The organism is Thalassospira sp. MCCC 1A02491 (genome assembly GCF_001613785.1).
Lineage (GTDB): Bacteria > Pseudomonadota > Alphaproteobacteria > Rhodospirillales > Thalassospiraceae > Thalassospira > Thalassospira povalilytica.
In genome coordinates this window covers 140,525-157,246 of record NZ_LPVX01000005.1, presented here as the reverse complement: position 1 = coordinate 157,246, position 16,722 = coordinate 140,525, and the positions used below count along the sequence as shown (strand labels likewise).

The window sequence follows — 16,722 nt, the reverse complement described above, 5'->3', positions numbered from 1 at the left end:
TCGGGTTGTTCCTGACGGGGAAGGACGGGCTGTTTTCTTCGCAAGAAACTCAACTAATCAAATCAAAGAGGTAGGTTGGCCATGGATGTGGGCCTTCTCGGTCAGTTTGTTGTTAACGGCATGATGCTTGGCATGATGTATGCCCTTGTTGCTGTTGGCTTCACGCTGTTTTTCGGTGTGCTTGATGTCATCAAGTTTTCTCATGGTGATGTCCTGATGGTCGGCACCTTTGCGGGTTTTTCGACCTATCTCGGTATGACCGCGATCGGGATCGATAACGCGTTCATTCAGCTTGTCGGTGTTCTGGTGATCGCCGTCGGGTCGATGGCCATTCTCGGGGCCATTATTGCGCGCTATCTTGTGCTTCCGCTTAAATCGGCACCGCCGCTCAATACGCTGCTGGTGACACTTATGCTTGGCACCGTTCTGCGCGAAGCGATCCGTCTGTTTTATCCCGACGGTTCCAACCCCAAACACTTCCCGTCGCTGTTGCCGACGGAATCCTGGTCTTTGGGATCCTTCACATTGCGCGCTGACAGCGTGATCCTTCTGATTGGCGGGCTTCTGGTCATTATTGGCGTGAATGTGCTGATCAATCGCACCCGTCTTGGTCTGGCGATCCGTGCTGTGGCCCAGGATGAAGAAACCGCCAAATGCATGGGCATCAATTTCAAGATGATCGTGCTTCTGACCTTTGCGCTGGGGTCCGGTGTTGCCGCCTTTGCCGGGGTGATGAACGGTCTTTACTACAATGAAATCAACTTCGGCATGGGCCTTCTGCTTGGCGTGATCGGCTTTAGTGCCGCCATCGTTGGTGGTCTTGGCAACATTTATGGCGCCATTCTTGGCGGCTTCCTGTTTGCCGGATTGCAGACCCTTGGTGCCGTCGCCCTGCCCTTTGCCAGTGCGTACAAAGACGTTTTCGCGTTTGCAGTGGTCATTGCCATCATCGCCTGGCGCCCGACCGGCCTGATCGCCGAAAAAACAAGCGAAAGGGTCTGATCAATGACGCAATCGTTTAAAGACAAGGCCGTGATTGTTCTGCTGGCCGCTGCTGCGGCGGCGTTCACGATCACATTCATCGCCATCGAAGAACAGGCCGAGATTTTCGCACTGATTTTATTCGCCGCTGCCCTGGTCTTTGCCGGTGCAAAGTTCGGCTTTACCCGGTCAATCGCACAATCGCTTTCGCGTAATGAACGACTGATGAATATGGCGGTGATTGCCGCAACCCTGGTCGTTATTTTCTGGTTCCGCGAAGACCATTTCCCGTTGCTGATGATCGCGACTGTCATGCTGTACGTGATTGCCTGTTGCGGGCTGAACATGCAGTTCGGCTATACCGGTGTCGTCAACTTTGCCGGTGCGGCCTTCTTCGGGGTTGGCTGTTATACCGCCGCGGTTCTTGGCGATACATCCATTCCGCTTTTGCTGGTCATCATTCTGGGCGGCGTCATCGCCGCCATTGTCGGATCGGTGCTGATTATTCCGGTTCTGCGCACACGTGGCCATTATGCGGCGGTTGTCACCATTGCCTTTGGCCTTCTGTTTCGCACCTTCCTTGAAGTCAATGACACGCTTGGCGGTCCGCAGGGACTGGGCGTTTCGGGCATGAACCTGTTTGGTTGGGATTTCAACAACAACATCGAAATCACCGAAAACATCGAACTTTCATTCTATCTGAACTACGTGATCCTGGCTCTTGTCATGGTCATTCTGACCTTTGTTCTGATGCGTCGTATCGAACGGTCGTGGATCGGGTTGAATTTCGATGCCGTGCGTCTTGATGAAACCGCTGCTGCCTGTTTTGGCATCGACATCAAACGCTGGAAAATTGTTGCCTTTACCCTTGGCAACTTCCTGGCCGGAACGGCTGGTGCGCTTTACGCCATGATGCTTGGCTTTATTGCACCGTCGAACTTTGCATTTTCGGACTCCCTTATTCTGGTTTCGATTGTTCTGCTTGGCGGGATGGGAAGCCTGTGGGGTACGATCCTTGCTGCCGGTCTTGTCGTTCTGCTGCCTGAAAAGCTTCAGGTCATTCAGGAATACCGGTTCCTGATCTATGCGGTGGTGATGATCCTGATCCTGCTGTTCCGTCCGCAGGGCATCCTTCCGCGTGGTTTGCGTGCATATATTCCAGGCTGGAGAGGTTGATATGGCCCAGCAACAAGAAACCGTACTGGCCTTTCGCGAACTGACCCGGCGTTTCGGCGGTGTCGTCGCACTCAACAAGTTCGACATGGAACTTACCAATGGCCAGATCCTGGGCCTGATCGGGCCGAACGGATCGGGTAAAACCACGTCGTTCAATGTTTTGACCGGCATCTATGAAGCCAATGGCGGCAGCATCGAATTTCTCGGACAGGACATCACAAGCTGGCCTGCCCAGAAAGTCTACGAAGCCGGCGTTGCCCGCACGTTTCAGCGTTCGCGCCTGTGCCTTGAATTGTCAATTTTCGACAACATCATGATCGGCAATCACAAGCGCCTTGATCAGGGATTGCTGTTCAACATTTTCAAGCGCAAGGCCCTTCGCGAACAGATCCGGGAAAATCACGAAGAAGCCCGCAAGCTTCTTAAGATTTTTGATCCGGCCCTGGCCGACAAGATGTTCGATCCGGTCGGAAGCCTGCGCATGATTGATCGTCGCCGCATTGAAATTTGCCGTGCGCTGATCAGTCACCCGCGCCTGTTGCTTCTTGATGAACCATCCGCTGGCATGACCCACGAAGAAACCCGCGAATTGATGGATGATATTCTTGAAGTCCGCGAAATGATCGATGGTCTTTCGATCATTCTGGTCGAACATGAAATGGGCATGATCGAACGTGTGACAGACAAATGCATTGTCTTGAACTTCGGACAGAAAATTTGTGAAGGCGCCTATCGTGACGTCGCCTCGGACAAGCTTGTCCAGGAAGCCTATCTGGGGGGAGAATAATCATGGCCACGGCAAGTGCACTCGAAGTCAAAGACATCTATGCGGCCTATGATTCCGCCGACGTTCTCGAAGGCGTGTCGCTAAAGGTTCCAGCAGGCAAAATCACCTGCCTGCTGGGATCAAATGGCGCGGGCAAATCGACCATCATTCGCGCCATTCTTGGTCTGACGCCACCGCGTTCCGGCGACATCCAGATCGATGGACAAAGCCTGATCGGGCTTCCGACCCACAAGATCATCTCGGCGGGCATCGCCTGCATTCCCGAAGGCCGCAAGGTGTTCCCGAAAATGACGGTGGTCGATAACCTGCGTCTTGGCGGCTATCAGGAAAATACCGAAGCCGTCCTGCGCGATCGCATGGATCAGGTATTTGAGATTTTCCCCCGTCTCAAGGAACGCCGCAATCAGCTGGCCGGTACGATGTCGGGTGGTGAACAGGCAATGGTGTCCATCGGGCGCGGCCTGATGGCGGCCCCCAAGGTCCTGCTGATCGATGAACCGTCCCTTGGTTTGTCGCCGCTGTTCGTCAAAGAAAACTTCAACATCATCAAACGGATCAACGATCAGGGCATCACCGTGTTCCTTGTTGAACAGAATGTGCACCAGACGCTGGCCATCGCCCATTACGGCTATGTGATGTCGCAGGGGCGTGTTGTCGCCGAAGGTACGGCACAGGAACTGTCTGAAAACAAGGAAGTCCACGAGGCTTACTTCGGCTGATCCAAATTCGAAATTCAGCGCCCAAAGAACGCAGAGGAAACAACGTGCCCAACACCAAAATTGATGCGGTCGAACTGACCCGTCAACTGATCCGGTTTGAAACCGTCAATCCGGTCAATCCCGAAAAGGATTGCGTCGAATATGTCGGTAGTCTTCTGGCCGAAAACGGTTTTGACATTTCCTATCATGACTTCGCACCGGGCAGAACCAACCTGATTGCCCGGATCGGTGGGTCGGAAACCTGTCCCCCGATCTGCTTTACCGGTCATCTTGATACCGTCCCGCTGGGTCACACCGAATGGTCGATAGCACCGTTTGGTGCCGATATCGCGGACGGCAAGCTTTATGGTCGCGGATCAAGCGACATGAAATCGGGCGTCGCCGCATTTGTCGCCGCCGTGATCGAAATTTCCGCTGATCTGGCCAAGGGTCCCGGTGTGGTTCTTTTGATTACCGCGGGCGAGGAAACCGGGTGCGAAGGTGCGGCCTATATCGCGGGTCTTGGCGATGTGATTGGCAAGGCCGGTGCCATCGTTGTCGCCGAACCGACATCGAATTATCCCTATGTCGGGCACAAGGGTGCCTTGTGGATGAAGGCCGTGACCGATGGTGTGACCGCCCATGGTTCGATGCCTGAACTTGGCGTTAACGCCATCTATAAGGCATCGCGCGCGATCACCAAGCTTGAAGACTATGACTTCAACGTTGCCCGCCATCCGGTCATGGGGCCTGCGACCTTAAATGTCGGGACGGTTGATGGCGGTATCAACGTCAATTCCGTGCCCAACCGGGCCGAAATCGGCATCGATGTCCGCACCATCCCCGGTCAGGATAATGATGTCATTTTGAAACAGCTCGCTTCCTATCTGGGGGACGAGGTGACATTGACCCCGACGGTCAATCTGGAACCGGTCTGGACATCGCCGGAAGATCCGTGGATGCAGTCGGTGTTCGAGGTGGTTGCACCGCTTCATGACGACCCGATTGTCAACAAGACCGCGGCCTATTTCACCGATGCGTCGATTTTCACCCGTGCCTATGACTTTGCCCCAACCGTCATTCTTGGCCCGGGCGAAGCCGCCATGGCCCATCAGACCGACGAGTTTTGCTATGTCTCGCGGATCGAAGAGGCGGTTGGCATTTACCGCACACTGGCCGAAAACTGGAACAATCAATGATGTCACAGCCAAACAGATTGTCGCTTCTCGATGCGGCCAGTGCGATTTCCGACGGTCAATTGACGCCGGAAACGCTTTTGGCATCCTGCCTGAATCGCATTTCCGAACGTGAAGGCCATGTTCGCGCATGGATGCATATCGATGCAGAAAGCGCCAAGGCACGGGCCAGCAATCCTGCGAGCGGTCCGCTTTCGGGTCTTCCGATCGGGATCAAGGACCTGATTGATACCGCCGATATGCCCACGGGCTATGGATCATCGATCTATGACGGCCATCAACCGGCACAGGACGCCGCATGCGTTGCAACCATCCGCAATGCCGGCGGGATTGTTCTTGGCAAAACCGTTTCGACCGAATTTGCCTATTTCCAGCCGGGCAAAACGGCCAACCCCAATGACCTTGGCCGCACACCGGGCGGATCATCAAGCGGCTCGGCCGCGGCCGTTGCCGATTACCATGTTCCGGCCGCCTTGGGCACCCAGACGGCTGGTTCGATCATTCGTCCCGCATCCTATTGCGGGGTTGTTGGCTATAAACCCAGTTACGGCTTCTTGCCGTTAACCGGCATCCGTCCCCTCGCGCCATCGATGGATCACCTCGGGGTTATGACCCGTACGGTGAAGGATGCCGGTTTCCTTGCTTCTATCCTTGGGCGTCGTCCCGAACTCGCCATTCATCAGGATAGCGATGATTTCGTCCCCACCATCGGTTTTTGCCAGACACCGCAATGGGACGCGGCCGAGGCATCGACACAGTCGCTTCTTGAAGATGCCGCAACCAGATTGGGTAAGGCCGGTTCGAAAGTTTCCAGCTTTGCTCTGCCCGACATCTTTGAAACGCTTGCCAATGCCCATGGCATTGCGATGGATTACGAAGTCAGTTTCACCGGTCTTTATGATGTTTCAAACCACCCGGATCAGGTCAGCGCAAAGTTCCGCGAACGATTTGATGCCGGGATGAAGGTTTTGACATCTGATTATGACAAGGCACTTGATCAGGCCAAGCAAAGCCGCACGGCCCTTGCCAATGCCATGGGGGATTATGACATCCTGATCTGTCCGAGTGCGCCGGGCGAGGCCCCGCTTGGCCTGAACGCCACGGGTGATCCGGTGTTTAACCGTATCTGGACATTCTCTGGCGTGCCCTGCATCAACATTCCGGGCCTGTCTGGCCCCAACAACATGCCGGTCGGCTTGCAGGTAATTGGCCGCTTTGGCGATGATGCACGGATGCTTAAGGCGGCGGACTGGGTTTCCCGTCATCTCTGATTTCGGGCGGGAACCTACATCCGGCTTTTAACACGGCGTGTGGGTTCCGCCTGAAGCGGGTCATCGGGCCAGTAATGTTTGGGATAGCGTCCCTTCATCTCGGCTTTGAGCTGCGCATAGGACCCGTTCCAGAAGCCCACCAGATCACTTGTGACCTGGATCGGGCGCTGGGCCGGGGACAGAAGATGCAAGGTCACGGCAACCTTGCCACCGGCAACCTTTGGCGTTTCGGTCGCGCCAAACATTTCCTGCATCCGCACCGGCAAGGCCGGGGTTTCGCCGCTATAATCAATGCGGATATTTGATCCGGTCGGCACTTGCCAATGAGTGGGTGCCAAACGGTCCAGTTCCTGACGCTGGTTCCAGTCGATCCCGGCCAGTAGTGCCTCGGACAGATTGATCTGTTTAAGCTGCCCGCGTTTGGTAATCCCGGTCAAATAGGGCGCGATCCAGTCTTCAAGCGATGCCAGCAACCCGTCATCAGACATATCAGGCCAATGATCGCCATCGACCCGATGCAGGAAGGATAACCGTTGGCGCAGGCCTTCCGATGCTTTGTCCCATGGCAGGCAATGCAGGCCGATCTTGCGAATGCCTTCGATCATCGCGGTTGCAATCGCATCGGGATCGGCTTCGTCATGGGTGGCTTTTTCATCCAGCACCAATGCACCGATCCGGCGTTGCCAGCGGGCCTGTACCGCATCTGATTGCGTATCCCAGGAAACCTCGGTGCCTTCGGAAATCTGATCGGCGAAGTGGGTTTCAAGGGTTGCGCGTGCCACCGGCGCGGCAAGATATATCTTGGCCTCACGTGCCTGCCCGTCCAGTTCGGCAACGGCGATATAGGCTTCATTCGCAAGACTGTCTTCATTGGGTAAAACGCCACCGCGCCCGCCCGACAGGCGATAACGCGCATCTGCCCCCTTGCGCCGTTCACCAATCCGGTCGGGATAGGCAAAGGCCAGAAGCAACCCGACCTCGTCGGCACGATCAACCTTTGTATCCTTGCCTTTGGGAAGGTTGGCCTGACGCATGACATCGCCAAGCCTGCGGGCAAGCTGCTTGGCGGCCTCGCTGATCATTTTGGGCGCATGGCCGCGTAGGATGGCATCAATGCGCAACCGCAAATCCGCCCCGCGCCCGCGCATGAAATCCCGATCCGAAAGAAGGGCAGCCAAGGCACAGGCAACCTGATCGAGCCCCAATGCCGCCCCGCGCAACATCATGTGCGCCAGTCTGGGATGGACCGGTATGCCCGCCATCGCCGTCCCCATCGCGGTAATCCGATTTTCATGATCAATCGCTTCCAACCCGCGCAGAATATCGCGGGCCTGATCAATTTTGGCGGCTTCGGGCACATCAAGCCACGGCAGGCTTTTGGGATCGGTGACACCCCAACGCGCCAGTTCCAACGTCAGGGGGGCCAGATCGGCCTCGGCAATTTCCGGCGCGGTAAAGGGCGCACGGGCACGTTGTTCATTTTCCGCCCACAGACGATAACAGATACCCGGTTCCAGACGTCCGGCACGACCACGGCGTTGTTCGGCACTTGCCTGTGATGATTTCACCGTGATCAGGCGGGTCATGCCCGATGCCGGATCAAAACGCGGGAGGCGTTGCAACCCGCTATCGACCACAACGCGAATGCCATCAATGGTTAGCGACGTTTCGGCAATCGCGGTTGCCAGAACCACCTTGCGCTTACCATCGGGTGCGGGCTGGATCGCGATATCCTGTGCCTTGGCATCCATAGCGCCATAAAGCGGGGCGATGATGATATCGCTGCCGACCGCTTCCTTAAGTGCTGCCTCGACCCTTGTGATTTCCCCCTGTCCGGGCAGGAAGGCAAGGATCGATCCGCTTTCCTCGCGAAGGGCGGTTTTGATCGCGGCGGTCATTTCCCCGTCAATGCGGATATTGCCCCATTTATCGGGCTTGGGTGGGAAATACCGGGTTTCGACCGGGAAGGCGCGCCCCTCGGACGTGATTACCGGACAATCACCCATAAGCGATGCCATCGGCCCGCCATCAAGGGTTGCCGACATCACAAGGATGCGCAGATCATCACGAAGCGCGCCCTGGGTTTCCAGGGCCAGTGCCAATCCAAGGTCGGCATCAAGGGATCGTTCGTGAAATTCATCAAACAGGATCGCACCAATCCCTGAAAGCTCCGGGTCGTCCTGGATCATCCGGACCAGAATACCCTCGGTCACGACCTCGATTTTGGTTTTTGCCGATACCTTGCTGTCAAACCGAACGCGATAGCCAACCCGCTCGCCAACCCCTTCGCCCAAAAGCTGCGCCATACGGCGCGCAGCCGCACGGGCGGCAAGCCTTCGGGGTTCGAGCATGATGATCTTCTGATCACCAAGCCATCCACCATTACGCAACGCCAAGGGCACCTTGGTCGTCTTACCCGCGCCCGGCGGGGCCTGCAAAACCGCATTGGTCCCGGTTTCCAGCGCCGCACACAGATCGGGCAGAACGGTATCAATCGGAAGGGCTGGAAATTCAGGCATGTTGGCTTTCATCAGTCAGCAGGGTTCTGGCTGTTTATGACGCAAAGCCGCCCTACCCGCAATATCAGCGCGCGGGACTAGTTTCCGCCTTCAAACGTCTTGACGATTTCGGCTTGCCCCATCTGATCAAAATCACCGGGCACTTCAATCCCGGCGTCTTTCAGAAAGCCGATGCGGGTTGCTTTAAGAATGATCCCGCGTTCCCCGCCAATTCGTTGCAGGGTCTTCATCCCGCGGGTCAGGCCATAAAGGGCCTCCATATCGCCGGCGGCTTTCATCTGCGTGGCCTCGGCCCGCGTGATTGCATAAAGGGCGCGAAAGGCATCCTCGGACAAGGCCCGCAACGCCGCCTCCTTTGCCGGGCGGTCCGGATCGGGATGGGCAAATGAAAGCGGTGCGGTTGGATCAAATTCCGGCATTGGTCATTCTTGCTGCGTGGGTTTCATTGCTTCTATCACGATTGACAGCCCCCAGACCATCCAGGCCTGTGTCCAGCGCATATAAACGTGCCTATCGCGCCCCAATCGTCCAATCCCGGCATAAAACACATCGCGTTTGCGATCATAAAGGGTTTGCACCGCCCATTCTGCAACATGGATTGCCCCACCGAGATCGCCAAACCGGCACAGGCTTGCCATTGCCTGTGCGACCGCATGGGCATCAAGATATCCGCCCCGGCCGGCATAGCTGCGCGGGATGCCCGCATCGTCAAAGCAGGCTTTGCGATAAAATGCCCATCCGCGTGCAATCGCATCATCAAGGCTATCCACACCCGCCGCCCGAAACCGGTCCAAAAGATCAAGCACATAGCCAGTGTGAAACCCGTCAACAAAGCCATGATGGCCGCGTGTGCCATAAACCCAACTGCCATCGCGTTGCTGGGCATCGACAACCCGGCGCAACGCGCATTCCGATTTCGCATTTCCCGGCCTGATCCGGTTCAGGGCAAAGGTCGCCCAAAGGCTGGCATTATGAATTTCAGTATCATCATGGGCGAAATAGGCGAAATACCCATCCCGCCAAAGGTCCCGTTCGATGAAATCTGCCGCCCGGATCAGGGCGGGGTCATCGGGGGTGACGCCGCCCTTGCAGATGCTGTCCATGACAAAGCTTGTAACGATTGCATTGCTTTGATGTCGTTTGGCGTGAAAGGCGCGCGCCTGCCATTCAAATGGATAAGCCCACCCGCCATCGGCTTGTTGCATGGAACGCAACCGGTCTGAAAAATCACCAAGCCTGATCCCCTCGCCTGCCCCGTTCAGCAAGGCCAATGTCTTGGGATTGATCATCGGGGCAATATCGGCCAACCGGCGCAAAAAGCGTGGTCCGCGCTTGATTGCCTGAAGCCAGATCAGACGGCATGTCCGAAACCGGCCAAGCCCGCTTGCCGCAAACAGGCGGCTTTCAAGCCCGTCAAACGGATCGGCACCGGCAAAATCGTCTTGCGCCATTCTGGCCAAGACCCGATCGCGGATATCAATCATTTCGGACCGGTTCACCGTTCTTTCCTTCTTGCGCGCTGATCCCGGCCGCAATGGCACAACAGATCAGATAATGGCCGTAATTCAGACTGTTGTCCGTAATCATGGTGACGAAAACCGACAGCAAGATACAAACCGCCAATCGCGTCTGGCGCACCATCAAGATCACGACAGCCCACCCCGTCCCCCACAGCAACGCGCCGACAATCCCGGTTTCAAACAGAATACGGAAATGATCGTTGTGAAGTGCGCCAAATGATCCGAACGATGCGGTCTGAGACAGGATTTCTTCCACCGACCCGGCCCCGAAGCCAAGCCACCTTTGCCCGTCTGATCCGTCACGCCAGATTTCGGCAAACATCGTCCAGAATGCCAGCCGCCCGCTGTCATGGGTCATCACAAGACGGGGCAGATACGCCATCACACCCCCGGCCACAATGCCGACAATGATCAAGCCCGCAATCCACGTCATCGCCCGTGAAAACCGGATCATGCCGAAGGCATTGATCAGCATCGCAATCACGGCAATCCGGGTTTGGGACAGAAAGACCGCACCCGCAGTCGCCATCATCAACCAGCGCCGATGGCCGAAATTGCAAACAGAACACAGGGCAAAAAATCCCAGAAACAAAAAGGCGTGATTAAGCCGCGCCCCTTCATGGGTCAGATAAAACGAACTTGAAAGGATCAGGTAAAACAGCATGGCGGGCATCAGGATGCGCAAACAATCGCGCCCGATCACCGCCCCGGCCACAAGCCCGACCGGCATCATCATCAGATTACCGATCAGGCGGATCTTTTCATCACCTCCGCCATTCCCGAACATGATCAGCCCGGTCAATCCGGCAAGGATCAGCAAACCGGTCAGCAAACCGGGGCCAAGCCGGATCGTGCGGAGCGAACCCGCCACCATCAGCACCCAAAAGGCCAGCAAAACCAGCTTGGCCAACATCCCCCCGGCCCCAAGCAACCAGAATGATGCTGCCATCACCCCGTTGCCCGCAATCACCACCCATATCGGCAATCGACGCCGGGCATTCTGACCGGAATGGCGATCGGTTTTACCAAAGTGTGGTTTGCCAATTCCCGGTTTGGCAAATGATGCGGTCTGCCTATTGCCGTTCATGGCAATCCCCGCACTGCTTGTGGTCAGGATTGCCGGTTTGGCTGGCGACAGGCCGATCAAATTGGGCTAGGGTCATCTCCTTCATTTCAAAGCAGATTGGCACAGGTCGATGGTGCGACTGGCGCAGTTTTGTCTGATGGCGGAAATCATTCTTGCCCCCGTGATGCTGGGCGGCGGGCGGCCTTGGACGATTGCGGTTCTCGCCATCCTGACCGGGGTCGGGTTGATCGCCATGTGCTGGCGAATGCACACCATATCCCTGCCCCGCTACGTGATCGGTGTCTGGCTGTTTGCCGCCATTATCGTCATCTGGATGATCATACAGGCATCCCCGGTCTGGCCGGATCAAGCCTTTCCGTTTGATGTTCCCTTTGTTGCCCTGTATCCCGCGGCCTGGATCAATCAAACCTTTGATATCATCTGGCTTTGCGCGACCGTCACGCTGATATCCCTGATCGCGCAAAAGGCCCCCAATGGCGGGCTTTTGGCAATTTTGCATGCCATCATCATTGCTTGCACCCTTCAGATGGTGCTGGCGCTTGGCAATGCGGTTTTTGACGCACAGACAACATTCTGGTTTGCCAAGACCGCCCATATCGGGGACTGGACCGGAAGCCTTGCCAATCGCAGTGCGTTTGGCGGATTGATGGGGATCGGATATATCGCCAGCATCTATCTGTTTATGGTTCCCCATACCAATTACCGTCATGCTGGCGCTGATGCCGATACCCGTCATCATGTGCCGATTGGACGACGCCTTGATCAGTCGGGCGGCTATCTTGCACTTGCCATCCTGTTTGTTGCAGCCCTGACCCAAAGCCATTCGCGCCTGGCATTTGCCCTGGTTCTGATCGCGACCTTTTTCATGATCGGCTTTGCCCGGTATCCGGGCCGATCGACCCACATGCGGCACTGGGGAAAGCTGTTTTTTGCCGGTTTCTGTGTGATCGGCATCGGGCTTGTCGCATCGGTTGGTGTACCTGAACTGGTATCGCGGTTTCATGATCTGACGCGCTTTGACCTGATCCAGCGCGATGATGCCTGGGCGACGGCCCTTCGGGCCATTTCCGATCGACCATTCACCGGCTTCGGACCAGACAGCATTGCCCTTGTCATGGGTCATTTTGCGACCCCGGAACTCAATAAAGATGCCAACTGGTTCAGTACGCATAACCTGTGGCTTGATGGTGCAATTATCTTTGGGGTACCGGTAACTTTGGCACTGGCAATTGCCGTGATTTTCAGTGCAGCCTTGATCATGCGTGCCACATGGAACCAGCCATTTCGGGGACTTATGATAGCCGTGATCAGCCTGTTTCTGACAAGCACGATATTTGACTGGGTCATCGGGCTACCGGCCCTGATTTTGCCGGTTGTTGCCATTTTGGGGGCCGGGTTTGAAGCATCAATTGCCCGGCATCGCGCATCGTCCTTATCCGCCGGTCATGCGGGGCAAGTGACAAGGCCCGGTCAAACAGGGCCGCACGCCGTTGCAGATCACGGTCATCCCTAACCATCCCCGACAGGGCGGAAACCGCCATCAAAAACGGATCGAACGGGGCATGGCTACGCTGATCGGTGATGGTGTGATCAAGGATTTTCGGGTCACCCGTCGCCAGTGCCTTGTGCAATGCCTCGGTGCGAAGGGCGGCTTCAAATCCGTTTGCATTGGCAAATCCGGCTTGCGGGTCATCAAGTTTGCGCAATGCCGCCGCTTCTGTCGCCAGTTGCCCGCCGGCATAAAGGATCACGGCCAATGCCCCGGCCATCACAATGCCCCGCATCATACCCGGCCCCCCATCGTTTGGGGCATATCGGCCCGTCCATAGGCCGGTCGCGCCGGACCGCCATTCAAGACGATGCCGCTGGCAACAATACCCGCCGTGGCAAGACGATCAAGCGCGTCCTTGGCGTCGCGCTTTTTGCTTGATCCGTGTCGCAAAACAAACAGCCTGACATCGGCAAGCCCCATGGCAACCAGCCCGTCCGCAACCGACAGGATCGGCGGCGTATCAAGGATGATGTAATCAAACTGATCGCGCAATTGATCAACAAGCGGTCCCAGATGTCGCTCAATCAGTCCGGTCGCGATGGATCCGGGCACCGCCATCCTTGCCCCCAGATGCCAATATTGCCCGGTTTGCCCGTCGGTCTTGGCAGCGGCGTCTTTAAATCCGGTCACATCCGTTTCGCCGGAAAGAAGGGCGACCAGATCGGCAAAGACGCGGTTGGTATTTTCCCCGCCGGTCGGATCATGAAGGTCCCCATCAATCAGCAGGGTTTTGTGACCAAGCCCGGCAAAACATGATGCAAGTGCGTGGGCGATGTGGCTTTTGCCTTCGCCGGTTTGTGCCGATCCGATGGCGATGATCTGCGCGGTTGATCCGGTTGGCGGGGGTTTTCGGTTCTGATCAACGATGCGCATCAAAACCGCCAGATGCCCGATTGCTTCATCGCCTCCGCCATCCGTCGCAAGCCCCCTGCCATCCGTCATATTGCGGGCGGGGATGCGCGCATAAAGCGGCACGCCCAAAACGTCTTGCGGTTCGAAATCATCGGCAATGGTTTGATCGAAATAGTGCCGCAACAAAGCGGCAATCACCGCGGCAAACAATGCCACCATGATGGCCAGCGCCATCAGATCGCGTTTGGCCGGAAATTCCGCCGACACCGGAAGGGTCGGTGATTGCAGAATTTCCAAATCGCCGCGAAAGGATGCCAGTTCACGGCGCAATGTCTGAACGTGCCGGGAAAGTTGATCGACATTGTCACGCGCCAGTGCCACCGCACGCTGCAATTGGCCCTGACCTTGTGTACGGGCATGGCGGTCATTCAATCGGCTTTGCCAAAGATCACGTTGCCCGGAGATCAGACGAAGCCTTTCCCGCGCACTGGCAAGCGCATCACCCATCTGCCCCGATACCGTCATTGCCGCATCCACCAATTGCGCATAAAGATCATCAAGCACCTTCTGGCGGCCTTGCATTATCGGGTGTTTGGGTCCGTAACGCTGATCAAGCCTGTCAAACTCCTGACGTTCGGTTTCATAGCGTTGCGAAAGCTGTGCGACCATCGGATGCCCGGCGATATCAGGAATGGCCAAAAGATCGTCAAGCCCGTTTGCCATTGCCCGGCGACGGGCCGCCAGTTCAAGGGTTGCAACCTCCTGACCGATTTTTTCGGCCTGCTCGTCAAGCGCATAGATCCGTTCAAGCATCAATGCGCCTTCTTCCTGATCAAGCATCCCGGCCTGTTGTTGCCAGGCCAGCAAATCACCTTCGCGGGCAAAAAGGTCCTCGCGGGCGGTGGCAAGCTGACTGTCCGCATCCTCAAGACGGGATCGAATGACATGTTTCTGGCGATCTTCACGCTGCCAGACATAGCTTTCGACAATTGCCTGAAGGGCGACCTGACTGACGGTCGCATCCGTTGCGACAAAGCTTGCCTCAATCACGGCGGAATGACCGATCCGTTCGGCCACGAACCGGGCACGCAGCCAGTTGATTGCACCGGTTTCAGGCACCCCTGTTCGGGGCGCAGGATCATTTGCCAAACTGTTTTCGACACCGCCCGGATCGAAACCGATGCCCGCACCACGCAGGACCGCCAGGGCGGTCGCCAGGGTTTCCTCGCTGCGCATTTCGGCAATCACGGTTTCGATTTGCTGGGCGGTCAATTCACCGGTTCTGTGGGCTGCACTGTCACTGGCGCGATCACCAGACATCGTGACAACCGGTATCAGGCCGACTTCCGCCGTCGCACGATATCCCGGCTGCCAGTTGGCAATCACGCCAAGCAGCGCCACCAGCACAATGACAAAGGCAAGAATTGCGACGCCACGTCGCCGCCACAAGATCGCAACCAGTTCACGCAAGGACGGGTCAAACTGTTCAAATGATGGGCCCGTCATCTTGGACTGACATCCTCCTGCTGAAATGTCTCATCGCCAAGCTCGTCCACCAGATCCTGCCAGACCGGGCTGGCCTGCCCACCTGTCTGCACAACGCGGTAAATCACGTCATAGGAAACCGCCTGGCGGACTTGGGCCTGCGGAACGGTTATGCCCGATGACGGGGTGCCTATCCCTGTTTCAACAACCGCAATATCATCATCAAACCGGTCATCCCCCGGCACAAACCGAACGGCCCCGTCACCGAAAAAGCGTGATGCAAGGGTCGGCACATTATTTTCAATCATGCGGGTCAGGCGGCTTGGTTCCGGATGCAGACCAAGAAGCTGCTTTAACACGCCGCCAAAAACCGCCTCGACCAGAAAGCTGTTTCCCCCCGCAGCACTCAGGATAACCTCCATCATTTTAAGGACCGCCGAAATCGTTGCATCCGCACTCTGCCAATCGACCTGACGGTTATCGACCTGACGGGCATCGGCCTTTTCGGTCACTTCCACCGTCTCGCCAAACAGTGCCAGATCAAGCAGCCGATCAATCATGTTTCGGACGTCCTGCGGGGTGGTAAGGGCGCTGATCTTTTGTGCGATCTGCGTGCGCATTTCCGGGGTTTCAATCCCGGGGGGCGCATCGGTGGGCGCATCGGTGGGCACAGCGGGGGATACAGCGGGGGATACAGCGGGGGATACAGCGGGGGCGGGTGTGACGACTTGGGAACCGGCATCACGCGCAAACAGGATCACCGGTGTTGCCAGTGTGATCATTGCCGCCAGCCTTGCCCAACCGGGCATGTGCCCCACGCGATGGGCAATGATTTTCGGCATCACCAGCCGCGCAAACGCCCAAAGCCCGCGCCCGTAACGCGGCAACATGTATCGGGGCTGACAGGCAATCCGCCACAAAAACTCCAACCCGGCCTTTTGCATGACAACCGGTGCCCGCCTTATTTGGCCCGACAGAACATCAAATGCCCCGCCGACCCCCATAATAAATCCGCATCCGGTCTGATCACCGAACCTGTCAACAAAGATTTCCTTGCGCGGCGATGGCAGGGCAACAAAGACCGCGTCCGCCCCGCTTTGCCGGACAATCGCGGCCAGTTTGGCATCATCGGCATCAAATCCGTGATGAATGCCGGCAATTTGAAGATCGGGATAACGGCGCATCAAGCGTGCCCGAAGTTCGCGCACAACATCGGGGCGCGCGCCAAGCAGGAAAACCCGCACCCCCTGTTTTTCAAACCGGGGCAACAATGCGGTCATGACGTCAATGCCGGTCACCCGTTCGGGCACCTTGATGCCCAAAAGCCGCGCAGCCCAGACAATACCCATGCCATCGGCATTCAGGCTGTCGGCATTTGCCAATGCCCGGAACAACCGGGCGTCACCGCGTGCCTGTGGCAATTTCAATGCATTCAGGGATTGCTGTCGAAAACAGGGACCATCGGCATACCGGTCACGAGATGCCAGCCAATTACAGATATCTGCGCATAGTTTTTCGCGCTGCCTGAGATCAAGACGCAACCCGAAAATCGCAGCTTTCCCCTGTCGCATTCATCGTCCCCGCCAGTCCAGAACCAA

At 56.8% G+C, this 16,722-nt stretch carries 13 protein-coding genes; 7 read left to right on the top strand and 6 right to left on the bottom strand.

Going from position 1 to position 16,722, the window contains the following annotated elements; genetic code table 11:
* Window positions 1-81 precede the first annotated feature (81 nt).
* The 6 genes from AUQ42_RS03445 to AUQ42_RS03420 are packed head-to-tail and all read left to right on the top strand — an operon-like array spanning window position 82 to window position 6,109.
* Window positions 82-1,002, top strand: a complete 921-nt coding sequence (locus tag AUQ42_RS03445) for a branched-chain amino acid ABC transporter permease (RefSeq protein WP_068517571.1) — start codon at window positions 82-84, stop codon at window positions 1,000-1,002.
* 3 nt (window positions 1,003-1,005) lie between these two features.
* Window positions 1,006-2,157 carry a branched-chain amino acid ABC transporter permease gene (locus AUQ42_RS03440; protein ID WP_068517569.1) on the top strand — a complete coding sequence of 384 codons (1,152 nt, stop codon included), beginning with the start codon at window positions 1,006-1,008 and terminating at the stop codon, window positions 2,155-2,157.
* Between the two features lies 1 nt (window position 2,158).
* A complete protein-coding gene (locus AUQ42_RS03435; RefSeq protein ID WP_068517566.1) occupies window positions 2,159-2,944 on the top strand; it encodes an ABC transporter ATP-binding protein in 786 nt (261 codons plus the stop codon).
* 2 nt (window positions 2,945-2,946) lie between these two features.
* Entirely contained in the window at window positions 2,947-3,663 is a 717-nt protein-coding gene (locus AUQ42_RS03430; RefSeq protein ID WP_068517564.1) for an ABC transporter ATP-binding protein, read from the top strand.
* Between the two features lie 44 nt (window positions 3,664-3,707).
* On the top strand, window positions 3,708-4,841 hold the full coding sequence (locus tag AUQ42_RS03425; RefSeq protein ID WP_197460769.1) for a M20 family metallopeptidase: 1,134 nt from the start codon (window positions 3,708-3,710) through the stop codon (window positions 4,839-4,841).
* The gene (locus AUQ42_RS03420) at window positions 4,838-6,109 is read left to right on the top strand and encodes an amidase (RefSeq protein ID WP_068517561.1); all 1,272 of its coding nucleotides are present in this window, start codon (window positions 4,838-4,840) and stop codon (window positions 6,107-6,109) included. Before AUQ42_RS03425 ends, AUQ42_RS03420 begins: the two co-directional genes overlap by 4 nt.
* 14 nt (window positions 6,110-6,123) lie before the next feature.
* Here AUQ42_RS03420 and hrpB read toward each other — a convergent pair whose 3' ends face one another.
* The 4 genes from hrpB to AUQ42_RS03405 all read right to left on the bottom strand — a co-directional run bounded on the left by hrpB (window position 6,124) and on the right by AUQ42_RS03405 (window position 11,235).
* Complete coding sequence (hrpB, locus tag AUQ42_RS03415) at window positions 6,124-8,628, bottom strand: ATP-dependent helicase HrpB (protein WP_068517560.1); 2,505 nt, start codon at window positions 8,626-8,628, stop codon at window positions 6,124-6,126.
* Window positions 8,629-8,705: 77 nt separating this feature from the next.
* A complete protein-coding gene (locus AUQ42_RS15860; RefSeq protein WP_197460768.1) occupies window positions 8,706-9,047 on the bottom strand; it encodes a hypothetical protein in 342 nt (113 codons plus the stop codon).
* 3 nt (window positions 9,048-9,050) lie between these two features.
* Window positions 9,051-10,079, bottom strand: a complete 1,029-nt coding sequence (locus AUQ42_RS03410) for a hypothetical protein (protein ID WP_197460767.1) — start codon at window positions 10,077-10,079, stop codon at window positions 9,051-9,053.
* Between the two features lie 25 nt (window positions 10,080-10,104).
* Entirely contained in the window at window positions 10,105-11,235 is a 1,131-nt protein-coding gene (locus tag AUQ42_RS03405; RefSeq protein ID WP_231856670.1) for an O-antigen ligase, read from the bottom strand.
* Between the two features lie 136 nt (window positions 11,236-11,371).
* Here AUQ42_RS03405 and AUQ42_RS03400 point away from each other — a divergent pair, with 136 nt between their 5' ends.
* On the top strand, window positions 11,372-12,748 hold the full coding sequence (locus AUQ42_RS03400) for an O-antigen ligase (protein ID WP_197460766.1): 1,377 nt from the start codon (window positions 11,372-11,374) through the stop codon (window positions 12,746-12,748).
* A 270-nt stretch (window positions 12,749-13,018) separates the two neighbouring features.
* On the opposite strand, the gene AUQ42_RS03395 is transcribed toward AUQ42_RS03400, so the two are convergent.
* Both AUQ42_RS03395 and AUQ42_RS03390 read right to left on the bottom strand, forming a co-directional pair.
* A complete protein-coding gene (locus AUQ42_RS03395; protein WP_068517556.1) occupies window positions 13,019-15,145 on the bottom strand; it encodes a tyrosine-protein kinase domain-containing protein in 2,127 nt (708 codons plus the stop codon).
* Window positions 15,142-16,695 carry a WecB/TagA/CpsF family glycosyltransferase gene (locus AUQ42_RS03390; protein WP_082817707.1) on the bottom strand — a complete coding sequence of 518 codons (1,554 nt, stop codon included), beginning with the start codon at window positions 16,693-16,695 and terminating at the stop codon, window positions 15,142-15,144. Before AUQ42_RS03390 ends, AUQ42_RS03395 begins: the two co-directional genes overlap by 4 nt.
* Between the last annotated feature and the right edge of the window lie 27 nt (window positions 16,696-16,722).